The sequence below is a fragment of the Streptomyces sp. NPDC050164 genome, assembly GCF_044459945.1.
Taxonomy (GTDB): Bacteria; Actinomycetota; Actinomycetes; order Streptomycetales; family Streptomycetaceae; genus Streptomyces; species Streptomyces coeruleorubidus_A.
Genome location: NZ_JBITJK010000019.1, coordinates 1 through 16,528 on the forward strand (window position 1 = coordinate 1; position 16,528 = coordinate 16,528).

The following is a 16,528-nucleotide window of genomic DNA, read 5'->3' on the forward strand; positions in this document are numbered from 1 at the left end:
TCCTGCACACCTACAACCACCACCGCTGCCACACCGCACTCGAAGGTCAACCACCCATCACCCGCGTGAACAACCCTGCGGGTCAATACACCTAGTCCTGGTCCGGCCTGGGTGCCTTGCCCGTCGAACTGCTCGAACTCCTCGTCCGGCGCCGCGCCCCGAACACGTCGGTCAGCCGTGTCACCTGTGCCGTGAAGGGGGCTCCCGGCGCGGCTCGTTTTCGTGCCGCGTACGACGTCGGGCCCCGTCCCACGAGGGGTCGGGGCCCGAGGGCGTACGGCCAGGGGTGCGTGCGCGTCAGCGCGAGCGCTTGGCGAGGCGTTCCACGTCCAGGAGGATCACCGCGCGGGCCTCCAGGCGCAGCCAGCCGCGCTGGGCGAAGTCCGCCAGCGCCTTGTTGACCGTCTCGCGGGACGCGCCGACCAGCTGGGCCAGCTCCTCCTGCGTGAGGTCGTGGACGACGTGGATGCCCTCCTCGGACTGCACGCCGAACCGGCGGGAGAGGTCCAGCAGGGCGCGGGCGACACGGCCCGGGACGTCCGAGAACACGAGGTCGGACATCGCGTCGTTGGTCTTGCGCAGCCGGCGCGCGACGGCGCGCAGGAGAGCCGTGGCCACCTCGGGGCGGGCGTTCAGCCAGGGCTGGAGGTCACCGTGGCCGAGGCCGAGCAGCTTGACCTCGGTCAGTGCCGTGGCGGTCGCGGTGCGCGGGCCCGGGTCGAACAGCGACAGCTCGCCGATGAGCTCGCCGGGGCCGACCACGGCCAGCATGTTCTCGCGGCCGTCGGGGGACGTGCGGTGGAGCTTTACCTTGCCCTCCGTGACCACGTACAGGCGGTCGCCGGGGTCACCCTCATGGAACAGTGAGTCGCCGCGCGCGAGGGTCACCTCACTCATGGAGGCGCGGAGCTCCGCGGCCTGCTCGTCGTCGAGCGCCGCGAAGAGCGGATTGCGCCGCAGAACGTCGTCCACGAGTTCTCTCCTTGTCGACCTGCTCAGGGGCGTTTGCCCCCGCGTACCAAGGCACCGAGGTGCCCATTTTGCCGGACGGTCCAAACAGTGTGATCTGTCACAAGGATGCCGCACACGTGTCCCGGGGTACGCGGCAGGGGTCCAATTGGGCGCCGATCTTCGGGGTCCGGGGCGGATGTCGGTGCCGGGCCTTAGGCTGGCCGGGTGTCCAAATCGCCGGTGAGAGCACAGGCCGAGGGGGCTGCGCGGGTGGTTGTACGTCGCGATTCCGCTGTGGGCGAACAGAGCCCCGATGGCGGTAGGAAAAGGGCGAAAGCGACAGGGGGGGCGGTGCCTTCCGGGAAGTCGACGCCGGCGAAGAAGGCGCTTGCCAGGAAGGCCGGGGCCGCGAGTGAGCAGGCATCTGCGATGCAGGCTGCGGCTGTGAAGAAAGCCGCGTCCGCGAAGAAAGCTGCCTCTGTGAAGAAGACTGCTTCCGCGAAGAAGGCCGCGCCTGCGAAAAAGGCCCCTGCCGCCAAGAAGGTCACCGTCGCCCCCAAGAAGGCCACGGCCCGCATCAAGGGCACCGCCCCGGCCAAGACCGTCGTCCACCCCCCGAGTGGCGAGTCCCGCACCGCCCTGGTCCGCCGGGCCCGCCGTATCAACCGCGAGCTCGCCGAGGTCTACCCGTACGCCCACCCCGAGCTGGACTTCACCAACCCCTTCCAGCTGGTCGTCGCCACGGTCCTGTCCGCCCAGACCACCGACCTGCGCGTCAACCAGACGACCCCCGCCCTCTTCGCCAAGTACCCCACCCCCGAGGACCTGGCCGCCGCCAACCCGGAGCAGGTGGAGGAGATCCTCCGCCCGTGCGGCTTCTTCCGGGCCAAGACGAAGTCGGTCATAGGGCTGTCCAAGGCCCTGGTGGAGGACTTCGGCGGCGAGGTCCCGGGCCGGCTGGAGGACCTGGTCAAGCTGCCCGGCGTCGGCCGCAAGACGGCGTTCGTCGTGCTCGGGAACGCCTTCGGCCGGCCAGGCATCACCGTGGACACGCACTTCCAGCGCTTGGTGCGCCGCTGGCAGTGGACCGGCGAGACCGACCCGGACAAGATCGAGGCCGCGGTCGGCGCGCTCTTCTCGAAGAGCGACTGGACGGACCTCTCGCACCATGTGATCTGGCACGGCCGCCGTATCTGCCACGCCCGCAAGCCCGCGTGCGGCGCCTGCCCGATCGCCCCGCTCTGCCCGGCGTACGGCGAGGGCGAGACCGACCCGGAGAAGGCGAAGAAGCTGCTCAAGTACGAGAAGGGCGGCTTCCCCGGCCAGCGTCTGAACCCCCCGCAGGCCTATCTGGACGCGGGCGGCAAACCGGCGCCGCCGCTGGGGGCCGGATGAGCTGCCCGAGCACCGGGAGGGGCCGTCCGGGCTGCCCCACGAGCCCCTCGATCAGGGGATCGCGGCGGTTCGCGGAACGATCTCAGGGCCGCCGTGCGTTGGAAGCGGCAGGACGACAGGGGTGGCGATGACGCGGGCGAGCGACACACAGGGCGGGCCGGTGACGGTGAGCAAGGAGGGCCTGCCCGGCTGGCTGGACCCGGTGGTGCACGCGGTGGAGACGGTCCGGCCGCGGCAGCTGAGCCGCTTCCTGCCGCCGGAGGACGGCGCCGGGCGGCAGTCCGCCGTGCTGATCCTCTTCGGTGAGGGCGAGCGCGGGCCGGAGCTGCTGCTCATGGAGCGCGCGCACTCCCTGCGTTCGCATGCCGGGCAGCCCTCCTTCCCGGGCGGCGCCCTGGACCCGGAGGACGGCGACCCGCGGGGCGACGGCCCGCTGCGGGCGGCCCTGCGCGAAGCGGAGGAGGAGACCGGCCTCGACCCCTCGGGCGTCCAGCTGTTCGGCGTCCTGCCCCGGCTGTACATCCCGGTCAGCGGCTTCGTCGTCACCCCGGTGCTGGGCTGGTGGCGCGAGCCCAGCCCGGTCGGGGTCGTCGATCCGAACGAAACCGCCAGGGTCTTCACCGTCCCCGTGGCGGATCTCACGGATCCCGCGAACCGCGCCACCACCGCCCACCCCAGCGGTCACCGAGGCCCGGCATTTCTGGTCGAATCGGCACTTGTCTGGGGTTTCACGGCCGGAATCATCGACCGGCTGCTGCACTACTCGGGCTGGGAGCGACCCTGGGACCGCGACAAGCAGGTCCCGCTCGACTGGCGCGCATGACAGGGTGGCCTCCGTGAACGTGCTGGACATCTTGTTGCTGGTCGCCGCAGTGTGGTTCGCGGTCGTCGGGTACCGCCAGGGGTTCGTCGTCGGCATCCTGTCGGTGATCGGCTTCCTGGGCGGCGGCCTCGTCGCGGTCTACGCGCTGCCCGTCATCTGGGACGCGATCACGGACAACGCCGAGGTGAACACCACCGCGGCCGTCGTCGCGGTCGTCGTCGTCATCGTCTGCGCCTCCGTCGGCCAGGCCCTCACCACCCACCTCGGCAACAAGGTGCGCCGGCACATCACCTGGTCCCCGGCCCGGGCCCTGGACGCCACCGGCGGCGCCCTGGTCAACGTCGTGGCGATGCTCCTGGTCGCCTGGCTGATCGGCTCGGCCCTCGCGGGCACCACACTGCCGACGCTCGGCAAGGAAGTCCGCAACTCCAAGGTGCTGCTCGGCGTCTCCCAAGCGCTGCCGGAGCAGGCCGCCACCTGGTTCGCGGACTTCTCCTCGGTCCTCGCGCAGAACGGCTTCCCGCAGGTCTTCAGCCCGTTCGCGAACGAGCCGATCACCGACGTCCAGCCGCCGGACCCGGCCCTGGCGGGCAGCCCGGTGGCGAGCCGCGCCCAGCGCTCCATCGTCAAGGTCATGGGCACGGCCCCGAGCTGCGGCAAGGTCCTGGAGGGCACCGGCTTCGTCTTCTCAGACCGCCGCGTCATGACCAACGCTCACGTGGTGGGCGGCGTCGACGAGCCGACCGTGCAGATAGGCGGCGAGGGCAAGAAGTACGACGCCACGGTCGTGCTCTACGACTGGCGGCGTGACATCGCCGTACTGGACGTGCCGGACCTCAAGGCGCCCGCGCTGCGGTTCACCACCGAGGACGCGGGCAGCGGCGACGGCGCGATCGTCGCGGGCTTCCCGGAGAACGGGGCGTACGACGTGCGTGCCGCACGCGTGCGTGGCCGCATCACGGCCAACGGCCCGGACATCTACCACCGCGGCACGGTCCGCCGCGACGTCTACTCCCTCTACGCGACCGTCCGCCAGGGCAACTCCGGCGGCCCGCTGCTCACACCCGAGGGCAGGGTCTCCGGCGTCGTCTTCGCCAAGTCCCTCGACGACGCCGCGACGGGTTACGCGCTGACCGTGGACGAGATCCAGGAGGACATCACCAAGGGGCGCAACGCCAACCAGCAGGTGGGCAGCGACAGCTGCGCGCTCTAGGAGTGGTGCTGGAGCGGGGCAGCCGACAGGTCACTCGCGGGGGTGACGCCTCAGTCGCGTGTGTGGCGCAGACGTACGGAGACCCAGCGGGCGCGGCGGCGGAGGATGCGCGGGATCCCGACCCTGGGGTCCGCGGTCGCCATCTGCGGTGCACCGCTTCGCTGGTGGGGGTTCGCACCGCTCGCCGAGCGGCGATTGCGGCTTGCGTCACTGTAGTCGTGCGTCCAGCCCATACCCCGACGTGTGCCCCCGCCTCATGGTCGATAACCGCCCCCGGGGCGTCCAATTGGCCTATGCGCCAGGCAATTGGCCGTTCGTAGGACAAGCGTTCACGTGCGGATACCGGCCGCGGTCACCTGGTCACCGATCAGGTTCGGGATCCTTCAGCCAGTTGATGAGCTCCGAGGAGAACGCGATCGGGTCCTCCTCGTGCGGGAAGTGACCGAGGCCGTCGAACAGGCGCCAGCGGTAGGGGGCTTCGACGTACTCGCCGGAGCCGGCCGCGCTGCGTGTGCGCATCACGGGGTCGAGCGAGCCGTGCAGATGGAGCGTCGGCACGCGCACGGGCCGCTTCATGCGGCGGTTGAACTGGATGCCGTCCGGGCGGGCCAGGGAGCGCACCATCCAGCGGTACGGCTCGACCGCGCAGTGCGCCGCGGAGGGGATGCACATGGCGCGGCGGTACGTCCGAAGCGCCTCCTCCTCCGGCGGGCGCGGCCCGGACCAGTCCTGGATCAGCCGGGCCACGAGCTCCCCGTCGTCGGCGGTGAGCTGCCGCTCCGGGATCCAGGGCCGCTGGAACCCCCAGATGTGTGAACCGGCGCGGGTCTGCTTGACGTCTCGCAGCATGGCCGAGCGCCAGCGCCGCGGATGTGGCATGGACGCGACCGCCAGCCGCCGCACCAGCTTGGGGCGCATCGCGGCCGCCGTCCACGCGAGGTACCCGCCCAGGTCGTGGCCGACCAGTGCGGCGTCCGGCTCGCCGAGCGAGCGGATGACGCCGGTGACGTCGAGCGCGAGGTTGGCGGGGTCGTAACCGCGCGGCGTGCGGTCGCTGCCCCCGACGCCCCGCAGGTCCATGGCGACGGCCCGGAAACCCGCGTCGGCGAGCGCCACCAGCTGGTGCCGCCAGGTCCACCAGAACTGCGGGAAGCCGTGCAGCAGCAGGACCAGCGGCCCGTCGCCCAGCTCGGCGATGTGGAAGCGGGCGCCGTTGGCGGCGACGTCGCGGTGGCTCCAGGGGCCGTCCAGCCGCACGGCCGAAGCCGGTTGTGCCCAAGGTGTGGCGGGATCGGTCATGAAGACGAGCGTGCCACAGCCTCGATGGCCTCGGGGACCCGGTCCTGCGCGAGCTCCGGCCGCGGGTGCGGCTTGGCCTTCTGCAGGACGCCCGCGGTCTCCTTCATCGAGGCGGCGACCTTCTGCCGGCCCTTGCTCTTCTTGGCCTTCTTCGCGAAGACCACGCCGATCAGCGCGAGCACGACCGCGACCAGCACGTTCGCCGCGAAGGACAGCAGGAAGCAGATCGCGAGGTTCCAGTCGCTCCAGGTGCGGATGCCGTACGCCAGCGCGAAGTTCAGCATCGGCAGGGAGAACAGCAGTACCGCCCCCGCCATCGAGAAGGCGCCGCCGCTGGTCGCACCGCGCTTCACGTCCTGCTTGAGCTGCGCCTTCGCCAGCGCGATCTCGTCGTGCACCAGCGCCGACATTTCCGCCGTCGCCGAGGCGAACAGCTGGCCGATGGTGCGTTCGGCGCCGACCGGGCTGCCGTCGGGTGCGCTCATCGCGGTCTCCCTCTTGTGCGTACGGTCCGATTTCCGCGTCTTGTGTCTGACTGGTCACAGTCGTCCGACTGCGTACGGCCTGACTGCGTACGGTGCCGTCTTTTGTACCGTCCCGTCAGATCATGCCGGACGGTGGTGGTCATCGCCTGCCCCGCCCGGTACTTCGGCAAGCCCGTGCCGCGCGTCTGCCTTCTCCTGGGCGATCCGGCGGTGTTCGGCGGCCTTGCGTTCGTAGACGTCGGCCAGCCGCAGGTGGTACGCCGGGTCGTCCTCCTCGTAGACGTCCGGGATGCCGTCCGCGTCCTCGTCGCGCTCCTCGTTCTCCCACAGGCGGCGGTACTTGGCGTTGCGCAGCTTCAGCAGGACGGTCGCGAGTGTCGCGGCGATGAGCGAGCCCGTCAGCACGGCGGCCTTGACCTCGCCGGTCATCGTCTCGTCGCCCTCGAAGGCGAGTTCGCCGATGAGCAGCGAGACGGTGAAGCCGATGCCGGCGAGACTCGCCACCGCGAACACGTCCGCCCAGGCGAGGTCGTCGCTGAGCGAGGCCCGGGTGAAACGGGCCGTCAGCCATGTCCCGCCGAAGATGCCGAGCACCTTGCCGACCACGAGCCCGAGGACGACACCGAGGGTCTCCGGGGTGGTGAACACGTCGACGATCGCGCCGCCGGAGACGGAGACCCCCGCGCTGAACAGCGCGAACAGCGGTACGGCCAGCCCCGCCGACAGGGGCCGTACGCGGTGCTCGATGTGTTCGCCGGGAGAGTGGGCCTCGCCCTCGTGGCGGTGGCAGCGCAGCATCAGGCCCATGGCGACACCGGCGATGGTGGCGTGGATGCCGCTGTTGTACATCAGCGCCCAGACGACCAGCGCGAGCGGCACGTACACGTACCAGCCGCGTACGCCCTTGCGCAGCAGCAGCCAGAAGACGGCCAGGCCCGCGACGGCGCCGCCGAGCGCGGCGAAGTTCAGGTCGTCGGTGAAGAACACCGCGATGATCAGGATCGCGAAGAGGTCGTCGACGACGGCGAGCGTGAGCAGGAAGGCCCGCAGCGCGCTCGGCAGGGACGTGCCGATGACCGCGAGCACGGCCAGCGCGAAGGCGATGTCGGTGGCGGTGGGCACGGCCCAGCCGGCCAGGGAACCGCCGCCGGTGACGCTGGTGAGGACGTAGACGAGCGCCGGTACGGCCATCCCGCACAGCGCGGCGACGACCGGCAGCGCGGCGGCCTTGGGGTCGCGCAGGTCGCCCGCGACGAGCTCGCGTTTGAGTTCGATCCCGGCGACGAAGAAGAAGATCGCCAGCAGCCCGTCGGCGGCCCAGTGCGCGACCGACAGGTCCAGGCCGAGGGCGGCAGGGCCCAGGTGGAAGTGGGCGACGCTCTCGTAGCTGTCGTGCAGCGCGGGGACGTTCGCCCAGAGCAGCGCGGTGACCGCGGCGGCGAGCAGCAGCACCCCGCCGACTGTCTCGGTGCGCAGCGCGTCCGCCACGTAGGTCCGCTCGGGGAGGGAGAGCCGGCCGAGAATCTTGCGGGGCGTGGAGGGGCGGGGCGCGGTCACGTGGGAGACCTCCGGTCGGTGGGCAGGGCTGAACACATGCCGACCAGACTTCCCGGCGCACCATGAAGCAGTTGTTTTTCTTAGTCTAGGTAAACATCCTAGGCAAACATATGGCCGAGCGCATCCGGTGATCAACACCGTGGGACCCCGAGGGGGCACCCGGCGTGCCGACCGCCGGGTGCCCCTTCGTCCGCCGCGTCATGCCTGCGCGGTGATCAGTCCTCGCTGGGCGCGGCCGGCAGCTTGGCCTGGATGAGGTCCATGACCGTGGAGTCGGTCAGCGTGGTGACGTCACCGAGCTGGCGGTTCTCGGCGACGTCCCGCAGCAGACGCCGCATGATCTTGCCGGAGCGGGTCTTCGGCAGCTCGGCCACCGGCAGGATCCGCTTGGGCTTGGCGATCGGGCCGAGGGCGTTGCCGACGTGGGCGCGCAGCTCGTCGACCAGGGTCTCGGTCTCGGAGGCCGTGCCGCGCAGGATCACGAAGGCGACGATCGCCTGCCCGGTCGTCTCGTCCGCCGCGCCGACCACGGCCGCCTCGGCGACCGAGGGGTGGGAGACGAGCGCGGACTCGACCTCCGTGGTGGAGATGTTGTGCCCGGAGACGAGCATGACGTCGTCGACCCGGCCGAGCAGCCAGATGTCGCCGTCGTCGTCCTTCTTGGCACCGTCACCGGCGAAGTACTTGCCCTCGAAGCGCGACCAGTAGGTGTCGATGAACCGCTGGTCGTCGCCCCAGATGGTGCGCAGCATCGACGGCCACGGCTCGGTCAGCACCAGGTAGCCGCCACCGCCGTTGGGCACCTCGCTCGCCTCGTCGTCGACGACCGTCGCGGCGATGCCGGGCAGCGGCGTCTGCGCGGAGCCGGGCTTGGTCGCTGTCACACCCGGCAGCGGGGAGATCATCATCGCGCCGGTCTCGGTCTGCCACCAGGTGTCCACGATCGGGGTGCGGTCGCCGCCGATGTTCTTGCGGTACCAGATCCACGCCTCGGGGTTGATCGGCTCGCCCACCGAGCCCAGCACCCGCAGGCTGGACAGGTCGAACTTGGCGGGGATGTCGTCGCCCCACTTCATGAACGTACGGATCGCGGTCGGCGCGGTGTAGAGGATCGTCACGCCGTACTTCTGCACGATCTCCCAGAAGCGGCCCTGGTGCGGCGTGTCGGGCGTGCCCTCGTACATGACCTGCGTCGTGCCGTTCGCGAGCGGGCCGTAGACGATGTACGAGTGGCCGGTGACCCAGCCGACGTCGGCGGTGCACCAGTACACGTCCGTCTCCGGCTTGAGGTCGAAGACGGCGTGGTGGGTGTAGGCGGCCTGCGTGAGGTAGCCGCCGGAGGTGTGCAGGATGCCCTTCGGCTTACCCGTGGTGCCCGAGGTGTAGAGGATGAAGAGCGGGTGCTCGGCGTTGAACGCCTGCGGGGTGTGCTCGGCGCTCTGCCGCCCGACGAGGTCGTGCCACCACACGTCGCGGCCCTCGGTGAAGGCGACCTCCTGGCCCGTGCGGCGCACGACCAGGACGTGCTCCACGTTGCCCGCCTTGTCGACCGCCTCGTCCACGGCCGGCTTCAGCGCGGACGGCTTGCCGCGCCGGTAGCCGCCGTCGGAGGTGATGACCACGCGCGCGTCGGCGTCCTGGATGCGGGTGGCGAGCGCGTCCGAGGAGAAACCGCCGAAGACGACGGAGTGCGCCGCGCCGATGCGGGCGCAGGCCAGCATCGCGATCGCCGTCTCGGGGATCATCGGCATGTAGACGGCGACCCGGTCGCCGGCCTGAACTCCCAGTTCCAGCAGGGCGTTGGCGGCCTTGGAGACCTCGTCCTTGAGCTCGGCATAGGTGATGGCACGGCCGTCGCCGGGCTCGCCCTCGAAGTGGATCGCCACACGGTCGCCGTGGCCGGCCTCCACATGGCGGTCGACGCAGTTGTAGGCGACGTTGAGCTCGCCGTCCTTGAACCACTTGGCGAACGGCGGGTTCGACCAGTCGAGGGTCTCGGTGGGCTCCTTGGCCCAGGTCAGCCGGCGGGCCTGCTCGGCCCAGAAGCCGAGCCTGTCAGCCTTGGCCTGTTCATACGCCTCCGCCGTGACATTGGCGTTCGCGGCCAGGTCAGCGGGCGGCGCGAAGCGTCGCTCCTCCTTCAAGAGGTTGGCCAGGCTTTCATTGCTCACGGCATCTGCCTTTCCCAGGGTGTCCGTTGTGTCCCAGGCCACAGCTCATCAGACCCGGGGGTGCGATGACAAGGGCCGACCGTCGATTGGTTTAGACCTGTCGGGCGGTGGTGCAGGCGGCCGGCGTCATCCGTACCCACGGACGCCGACCAGGGAAAGTTCAGCCTGTGTAACGCGCGTCACCCGCTGGACGGGGTCGTGGGTGCGGGCGGGGCGCGCGGGTGGTGGGGTGTGCGGCCCGCAGGCCGTCGGGGCCGTGGGGGCGTCGGGCCTTGGGGCGGTCCGGGCCTTGGGGCGGTCCGGGCCTTGGGGCGGTCCGGGCCGTCGAGCCGTCCGGGCCGCACACCCGCGCACGTGCCGGGCTCACGCCGCCACGGGCTCACGCCGTCAGGTCCGCCTCGCGTACGCGGTCGAAGACGACGCCGTCGTCCGTCTCGGTGAGCAGATAGGCCTCGGCCTCGCCCAGGTGGAAGTACATCCCGTGCAGCTCCAGGGAGCCCTCGTCGAGGGCCCGGGCCACCGAGTCGTGGGCGCGCAGGTGCTCCAACTGCTGGACCACGTTGGTCAGGGAGAGCTGCTCGACCGCGTCCTCGGGCGCCCGCCCGGCCAGCCTGCCCCACGGCCGGCTGTCGTCGGCCACGCGCTCCAGGCTCGGCAGCCCGTGCCGCAGCCACCGCTTCAGCGGTGTCCGGGCGCCGCCGGGCTCGGAGTTGAGCAGTGCCTGCATGGCGCCGCAGCCCGAGTGTCCGCACACCGTGATGGACCGCACCCGCAGCACGTCCACGGCGTACTCGATCGCGGCCGCCACCGAGTCGTCGCCGCTCTCCTCGCCCGGCAGTGGGACGAGGTTGCCCACGTTGCGCACGACGAACAGGTCGCCCGGACCACTGGAGGTGATCACCGAGGTGGCCAGTCGTGAGTCGGCGCAGGTCAGGAAGAGCTGCGACGGCCGCTGCCCCTCACGCGCCAGCCGGGCCGGCTCGCTGCGCACCAGGGGCGCGGTGTCGCGCTGGAACGCGCCGATGCCACGCGCCAGTTCCTGCCCACTGGCTCCGCCGGTGCCTGTCGTCTCCGGCTCGGTGCGGTCCGTGCCGCCCCGGTCGTTCCGGGAAGAGGCAGCGGAATGAGGGCGGTCGCACTGGTGGTTGAGCCAGGGTGTCCAGGGCCGGCAGCGGCAGTCGGTGAAGGCCTGGGGCTCGGAGATGCGGGTGCGGGCATGCCGGCCGGTGATCTCCACGGTGCCGCCCTGCGCGGTGTGCGTCTTCTGCCAGTCCTGCAACGTCTCGTACGCCGCGTGGTCCATGAACGACCCGTCCAGCTCGACGACGGTGTCGGCGCCGTGGGGTACGAGATGCAGGGCCCGGCTGAGCCGTGGCACCGCGAGGAACGTCAACTGTCCTCTGACATGTACATGATGAACTCCTTTCGTCTTTTCGTGTGTGATGCGGGTGCGGGTGACGCGGTGCAGGGCGACGCCGACGGCCATGGCGATGCCCAGCGCCACGCCCTCCAGGACGCCGAGGAAGACGACGCCGAGGGTCGTGACGGCGTACACCCACACTTCTCGGTGGCGCGTCACCGTGCGGATGTGGTGCAGGGACACCATCTGGATGCCGACGGCCATCACCAGGGCGGCGAGCGAGGCGAGCGGGATGAGCTCCAGGATCGGGACCATCAGCAGCGCGGCGATCACTACGAGAACGCCGTGCAGCATCGTGGAGTTCCGGCTCACCGCGCCCGCGTGCACATTCGCCGAAGTCCGCACGGCCACGCCCGCGATGGGCAGTCCGCCGAGCGAGCCGGAGACGATGTTGGCGGCGCCCTGTCCGAGCAGTTCGCGGTCGAGGTCGGAGCGCCGGACGCGGGCGGACAGGTCCGGGCGGCCGGCCACCAGCTTGTCCACGGCGACCGCGCCGAGCAGTGACTGCACGCTGCACACCAGCGTGGTGGTGAGCACAGCGGCGACGAGGCCGAGCACGGGGCCCTCGGGCAGCCCGGCCAGGGCGTGGTTGCTCCAGGACGGCAGGTCGACCTTGGGCAGGCGGACCCCGGCGAGGGCGGCGGCCGCGCTGGCTCCGGCGACGGCGACGAGCGCGGCCGGGACCTTGCGCAGCAGGCGTCCGGCCCGGCCGGGCAGTCTCGGCCAGAGCAGCAGCAGCGCCAAGGTCAGCGCGCTCACCGACACGGCTGCGGGGCGCATGTCCGCCAAGTGGGCGGGCAGAGCGCGGAGGTTGTCCGGGACGGAGCTCTGCGGCGTGCCGCCGAGCACGATGTGCAGCTGGGCGACGGCGATGGTGACGCCGATCCCGGCGAGCATGCCGTGCACGATGGCGGGGCTGACGGCGAGGGCGCCACGGGCCACGCGCAGGCAGCCCAGGCCGAGTTGGGCGAGGCCGGCGAGGACGGTGATGGCGCAGGTCGTCCGCCAGCCGTAGCGCTGGATGAGATCGGCGGTGACGACGGTGAGTCCGGCGGCCGGTCCGCTGACCTGGAGCAGGGAGCCGCCGAGCCGTCCGGCGACGAGCCCGCCCACGGCGGCGGCGACGAGGCCGGCCTGGAGCGGTGCGCCGGTGGCGAGGGCGATGCCCAGGGACAGGGGCAGGGCGATCAGGAAGACCGCGATCGAGGCCGACACGTCGGCACCCGCGATCCGGAAGCGGCGGGGGCCGCCCGGCGGCGGGCTGTGGGGTGGATGGGTGCGTTCGGTCCGGTTCGGATCGGCGGCACGGGTGGGGACGCAGGCTGACATGTTTTTTCCCGTCTCCTCCGGGGCTGCGCGGTCGCGTAACGGGGGCTCTCCGCTCGGGGCGGGGGCCGGTCGCGGCCGGGTCACGGTGTAAATCGGCGGGATGAATCAACGCTCAGTAAACGGATCGTAATGCAGAGTAAAGGGTGGGCATAGACTTTACGGGCAAATGGGTGAATGAACCCCCCTGAGGGGTGAAGTGGCTAGGTCATCGGCTTGTCGCATTAATTCCTTCTTTTTCTCGTGCGAATTTGGCGGCGCTGTCCGCACCCGAGAGAAGGAAGAAGGTGGGCGGAACATGGCCGCCACCCACAGGTTCGCCGCGGGCTCCGTGATCGCCGCGGTCTGTGCCGCATCGCTCGCCGGTTGCGGGACCGGCACATCGCGGCAGGAGCCCCCCGCCCCGCAGAAGACGAAGCCGGCGCACGCGCCGCAGAGCGCGGTCCGGCTGATCGGAGACGGCTCCACCGCCTACACCGGCGCGCAGCCCCACCTGCCCAGACCCGAGCGGCTGCGGCCCGGCCAGAAGCCCCCGCAGTTCGTCGTCTTCTCCTGGGACGGCGCGGGCGAGGACAGCCAGAAGCTGTTCTCGCACTTCCGCCGGGTCGCCAAGGCGAACAACGCGACCATGACCTACTTCCTGAGCGGCGTGTACCTGCTGCCGAGCGAGAAGCGCGACCTGTACCGGCCGCCGCAGCACTCCCCGGGCCGCTCCGACATCGGATTCAACGACCGCCGCGGCATCGCCGCCACCGTGAAGCAGCTGCGCCTGGCGTGGCTGGAGGGCAACGAGATCGGCACCCACTTCAACGGCCACTTCTGCGGCAGCGGCGGCGGGGTCGGCGAGTGGTCCGTGCAGGACTGGAAGGACGAGATCGCCCAGGCCAAGCAGTTCGTGAGGACCTGGAAGACCAACACCGGCATGAAGGACGCGTCCCCGCTGCCCTTCGACTACGACAAGGAGCTCATCGGTGCCCGCACGCCCTGCCTGGAGGGTCAGCGGAACTTCATGGAGGCGGCACGCGACCTGGGCTTCCGCTACGACACCAGCGGCGTCAACGACCAAGTCTGGCCGAAGAAGAAGCAGGGCCTGTGGGACGTGTCCATGCAGCTCGTGCCGTTCCCCGGGCACTCCTACGAGCAGCTGACCATGGACTACAACTTCATGGTCAACCAGTCGGGCACCACCACCCAGGGCAACCCCGCCATGTACGACTTCTGGGGCGACCAGATGCGCGACGGCCTGCTCAAGGGCTTCTACCGGGCCTACGACGGCAACCGCGCGCCCCTGATCATCGGCAACCACTTCGAGTCCTGGAACGGCGGCACCTACATGCGGGCCGTCGAGGAGGTCATCGAGACGGTGTGCACCAGGGAGGAGGTGCGCTGTGTCTCGTTCCGGCAGCTCGTGGACTGGCTGGACGCCCAGGATCCGACGACGCTGGAGAAGCTGCGCACGCTGAGGGTCGGCGAGGCGCCGAAGCAGGGCTGGGCGTCCTTCCTCGCGGGCCGGCCCGCCCCGGCCCCGAAGGGCGTGCCCGCGGCTCCGGCGGCGAGGTAGCGGCCCGAGTGAAGATGGCCACTCCGCCGTGGGGCGGGGCCCTCGGGGTGCGTAGGGTCGTACTCATGAGTACAGCAGGCGCGACCGCCGACCCCCTCGCGGCCCTGGGGGCGCTGCCCGGGGTGGCCGATTCCGTGGAATCCGTGCGCAAGTCCGTGGACCGGGTCTACGGGCACCGGATCATGCGGCGGCGGAGCAACGCGATCACCTCCGAGGCGGCCCTGCGCGGCGCCCGTGGCTCGGCGGCGCTGGCCGGCGCGGACTGGGCTCTGGAGGAGGTGCGCCGGCGTACGGACTTCAGCGGCGACGACGAGGCGCGCACCGTGGGCGCCGCTCTGCGGCTCACCGCCGAGGCGGGCCAGCTGCTGTCCATCTGGCGGCAGTCGCCCCTGCGGGTGCTGGCCCGGCTGCATCTGGTGGCGGCGGCAGACAAGGCCGACCAGGTGGGGCGACCGCGGCAGGAGGGTGAGCCGGTCGACGAGCCGCTCGTCGGGCTGCCGCTGCCGAGCGCGGCCGAGGCGCATGGCCGGCTGGAGGGGCTGGCCGAACTGATCATCGCGGGCGGCACCGCGCCGGCGCTGGTGACGGCCGCCGTCGTGCACGGCGAACTCCTCGCGCTGCGTCCCTTCACGTCCCACAACGGCCTGGTCGCGCGCACGGCCGAACGCATCGTCCTGATCGGCAGCGGCCTGGACCCGAAGTCGGTTTGCCCGGCCGAGGTGGGCCACGCCGAGCTGGGCCGCGAGGCCTACCTGGAAGCCTTCGACGGGTACGTCTCCGGCACCCCGGAGGGCATGGCCGCCTGGATCGCCCACTGCGGCAGGGCGGTCGAACTGGGGGCACGCGAGTCGACGGCGGTGTGCGAGGCGTTGCAGCGCGGAGCGGCCTGACAGCATCACCGGGCTGGAAAAGAAACGGGCCGGAAAAGATGATGCGGCGGTACGAGAACTCGTACCGCCGCTGGCATGAGCATCGGGGTACCAAGCGTCCTCGATATATGCCCATCAGGTCGGGAACTTTGCCCGTCACCTGGTGCGGCTGGCCCGTAATCGACGGGTCGACGTCGCGTGGGTGCCCGGTGTTCATGCTCGGTCCGTGGGGCCAATGCGTACTTAAGGTGATCCTCTCGGATGTCCTTGGTCTCGCGGGCCGTTGAGTCCTTTGTACTCCTGGCCGGGAGCAAGCGGAAGTCCAGGCTGCACTTCTTTACTTTTAGGTTCAAATAGGGCTTCGGGTCGCCCCAGGTCAAGCGACTGTCACCCGGCGCCGGTTCGCGTACCAGACGAGGCCGGCGGTGGCCGCCGCGGCGCCTATCGCGGCGACCGCGACGAGTGCCGGACGCGGCGGTACGGAGAACCGGGGGATGCGCTGCTTGAGCCGGACCGGACGGTGGAAGTCCAGAATCGGCCACCCGCGCGCGAGGGCCTCGCGGCGCAGCGCGCGGTCCGGGTTCACGGCATGGGGGTGACCTACGGACTCCAGCATCGGCACGTCGGTCGCCGAGTCGCTGTAGGCGTAGCAGCGGCTGAGGTCGTACCCCTCGGACGCGGCCAGCTCCCGGATGGCCTCGGCCTTGGTCGGGCCGTACGCGTAGTACTCCACCTCGCCGGTGAAGCAGCCGTCGTCGCCCACGACCATGCGGGTCGCCACCACGCGGTCCGCGCCGAGCAGCTCGCCGATCGGCTCGACCACCTCCGCGCCCGACGTGGACACGATCACGACGTCGCGGCCGGCGGTGTGGTGCTCCTCGATGAGGGAGGCGGCCTCGTCGTAGATGATCGGGTCGATCAGGTCGTGCAGCGTCTCGGCGACGATCTCCTTGACCTGCTGCACGTTCCAGCCGCGGCACAGCGCGGACAGGTACGCGCGCATGCGCTCCATCTGTTCGTGGTCGGCGCCGCCGGCCAGGAAGACGAACTGGGCATATGCAGTTCGCAAGACGGCCCTGCGGTTGATCAGACCGCCTTGGTAGAACGACTTGCTGAACGTGAGGGTGCTCGACTTGGCAATGACCGTCTTGTCCAGGTCAAAGAAGGCTGCTGTGCGGGGCAACGAGTGGTTTTCCACGCCCCTGAGCATAGGGGCAGCCCATTCGGCGTAAGGTGGGGCGCGTGGGTTTGCCTGAGAGGGCTCTCGGGTACACCATGGAAGTCACGGATCGTTCGCGACCGTGCTAACCCGGCCCGACTCCTCCCCCCCCGAGTCGGCCGTGGGGACGACCCCCGCTCTCCCCCCCGGCGGGGGTCGTCGCATGTCCGGATGGGTTTTCTCCTTCTTCGCGCGGCCGGATCGCCGCTCTGTTGCCGCTTCGCCCGCATTGTTGGCAT

Annotated in this window: 13 protein-coding genes; 5 read left to right on the forward strand and 8 right to left on the reverse strand. The window is 70.8% G+C overall.

All coding sequences use genetic code 11. The features are described 5' to 3' along the window. Positions 1-297 precede the first annotated feature (297 nt). Positions 298-972: a Crp/Fnr family transcriptional regulator gene (locus ACIBNA_RS24055; protein ID WP_010031945.1), complete on the reverse strand. Its 675-nt coding sequence runs from the start codon at positions 970-972 to the stop codon at positions 298-300. Positions 973-1,380: 408 nt separating this feature from the next. Here ACIBNA_RS24055 and nth point away from each other — a divergent pair, with 408 nt between their 5' ends. The 3 genes from nth (at position 1,381) to ACIBNA_RS24070 (ending at position 4,382) form a co-directional block, all read left to right on the forward strand. Further along, positions 1,381-2,346, forward strand: a complete 966-nt coding sequence (gene nth, locus ACIBNA_RS24060) for an endonuclease III (RefSeq protein ID WP_399167197.1) — start codon at positions 1,381-1,383, stop codon at positions 2,344-2,346. Positions 2,347-2,473: 127 nt separating this feature from the next. Beyond that, entirely contained in the window at positions 2,474-3,169 is a 696-nt protein-coding gene (locus tag ACIBNA_RS24065) for an NUDIX hydrolase (protein ID WP_399167198.1), read from the forward strand. 13 nt (positions 3,170-3,182) lie between these two features. After that, positions 3,183-4,382: a MarP family serine protease gene (locus ACIBNA_RS24070; protein ID WP_399167199.1), complete on the forward strand. Its 1,200-nt coding sequence runs from the start codon at positions 3,183-3,185 to the stop codon at positions 4,380-4,382. Positions 4,383-4,432: 50 nt separating this feature from the next. On the opposite strand, the gene ACIBNA_RS24075 is transcribed toward ACIBNA_RS24070, so the two are convergent. From ACIBNA_RS24075 to ACIBNA_RS24100, 6 genes are all read right to left on the reverse strand, one after another. Then, complete coding sequence (locus ACIBNA_RS24075; RefSeq protein ID WP_399167200.1) at positions 4,433-4,615, reverse strand: hypothetical protein; 183 nt, start codon at positions 4,613-4,615, stop codon at positions 4,433-4,435. A gap of 127 nt (positions 4,616-4,742) precedes the next feature. Further along, positions 4,743-5,681 (reverse strand): alpha/beta fold hydrolase, encoded by a 939-nt coding sequence (locus ACIBNA_RS24080; RefSeq protein WP_399167201.1) that lies wholly within the window; start codon positions 5,679-5,681, stop codon positions 4,743-4,745. Then, on the reverse strand, positions 5,678-6,166 hold the full coding sequence (locus ACIBNA_RS24085) for a phage holin family protein (RefSeq protein ID WP_399167202.1): 489 nt from the start codon (positions 6,164-6,166) through the stop codon (positions 5,678-5,680). Before ACIBNA_RS24085 ends, ACIBNA_RS24080 begins: the two co-directional genes overlap by 4 nt. A gap of 120 nt (positions 6,167-6,286) precedes the next feature. Continuing rightward, complete coding sequence (gene nhaA, locus ACIBNA_RS24090) at positions 6,287-7,723, reverse strand: Na+/H+ antiporter NhaA (RefSeq protein ID WP_399167203.1); 1,437 nt, start codon at positions 7,721-7,723, stop codon at positions 6,287-6,289. Positions 7,724-7,938: 215 nt separating this feature from the next. Continuing rightward, entirely contained in the window at positions 7,939-9,894 is a 1,956-nt protein-coding gene (acs, locus tag ACIBNA_RS24095) for an acetate--CoA ligase (RefSeq protein WP_399167204.1), read from the reverse strand. 379 nt (positions 9,895-10,273) lie between these two features. Then, the gene (locus ACIBNA_RS24100) at positions 10,274-12,643 is read right to left on the reverse strand and encodes a bifunctional SulP family inorganic anion transporter/carbonic anhydrase (protein ID WP_399167205.1); all 2,370 of its coding nucleotides are present in this window, start codon (positions 12,641-12,643) and stop codon (positions 10,274-10,276) included. A 295-nt stretch (positions 12,644-12,938) separates the two neighbouring features. On the opposite strand from ACIBNA_RS24100, the gene ACIBNA_RS24105 reads away from it, so the two are divergent. Together ACIBNA_RS24105 and ACIBNA_RS24110 are read left to right on the forward strand one after the other, a co-directional pair. Beyond that, the gene (locus ACIBNA_RS24105) at positions 12,939-14,201 is read left to right on the forward strand and encodes a hypothetical protein (protein WP_399167206.1); all 1,263 of its coding nucleotides are present in this window, start codon (positions 12,939-12,941) and stop codon (positions 14,199-14,201) included. A gap of 65 nt (positions 14,202-14,266) precedes the next feature. Continuing rightward, positions 14,267-15,091, forward strand: coding sequence for an oxidoreductase (locus ACIBNA_RS24110; protein WP_274818023.1), 825 nt, complete (start codon positions 14,267-14,269; stop codon positions 15,089-15,091). A 355-nt stretch (positions 15,092-15,446) separates the two neighbouring features. On the opposite strand, the gene ACIBNA_RS24115 is transcribed toward ACIBNA_RS24110, so the two are convergent. Further along, positions 15,447-16,280 carry an HAD family hydrolase gene (locus ACIBNA_RS24115; RefSeq protein WP_399167207.1) on the reverse strand — a complete coding sequence of 278 codons (834 nt, stop codon included), beginning with the start codon at positions 16,278-16,280 and terminating at the stop codon, positions 15,447-15,449. Between the last annotated feature and the right edge of the window lie 248 nt (positions 16,281-16,528).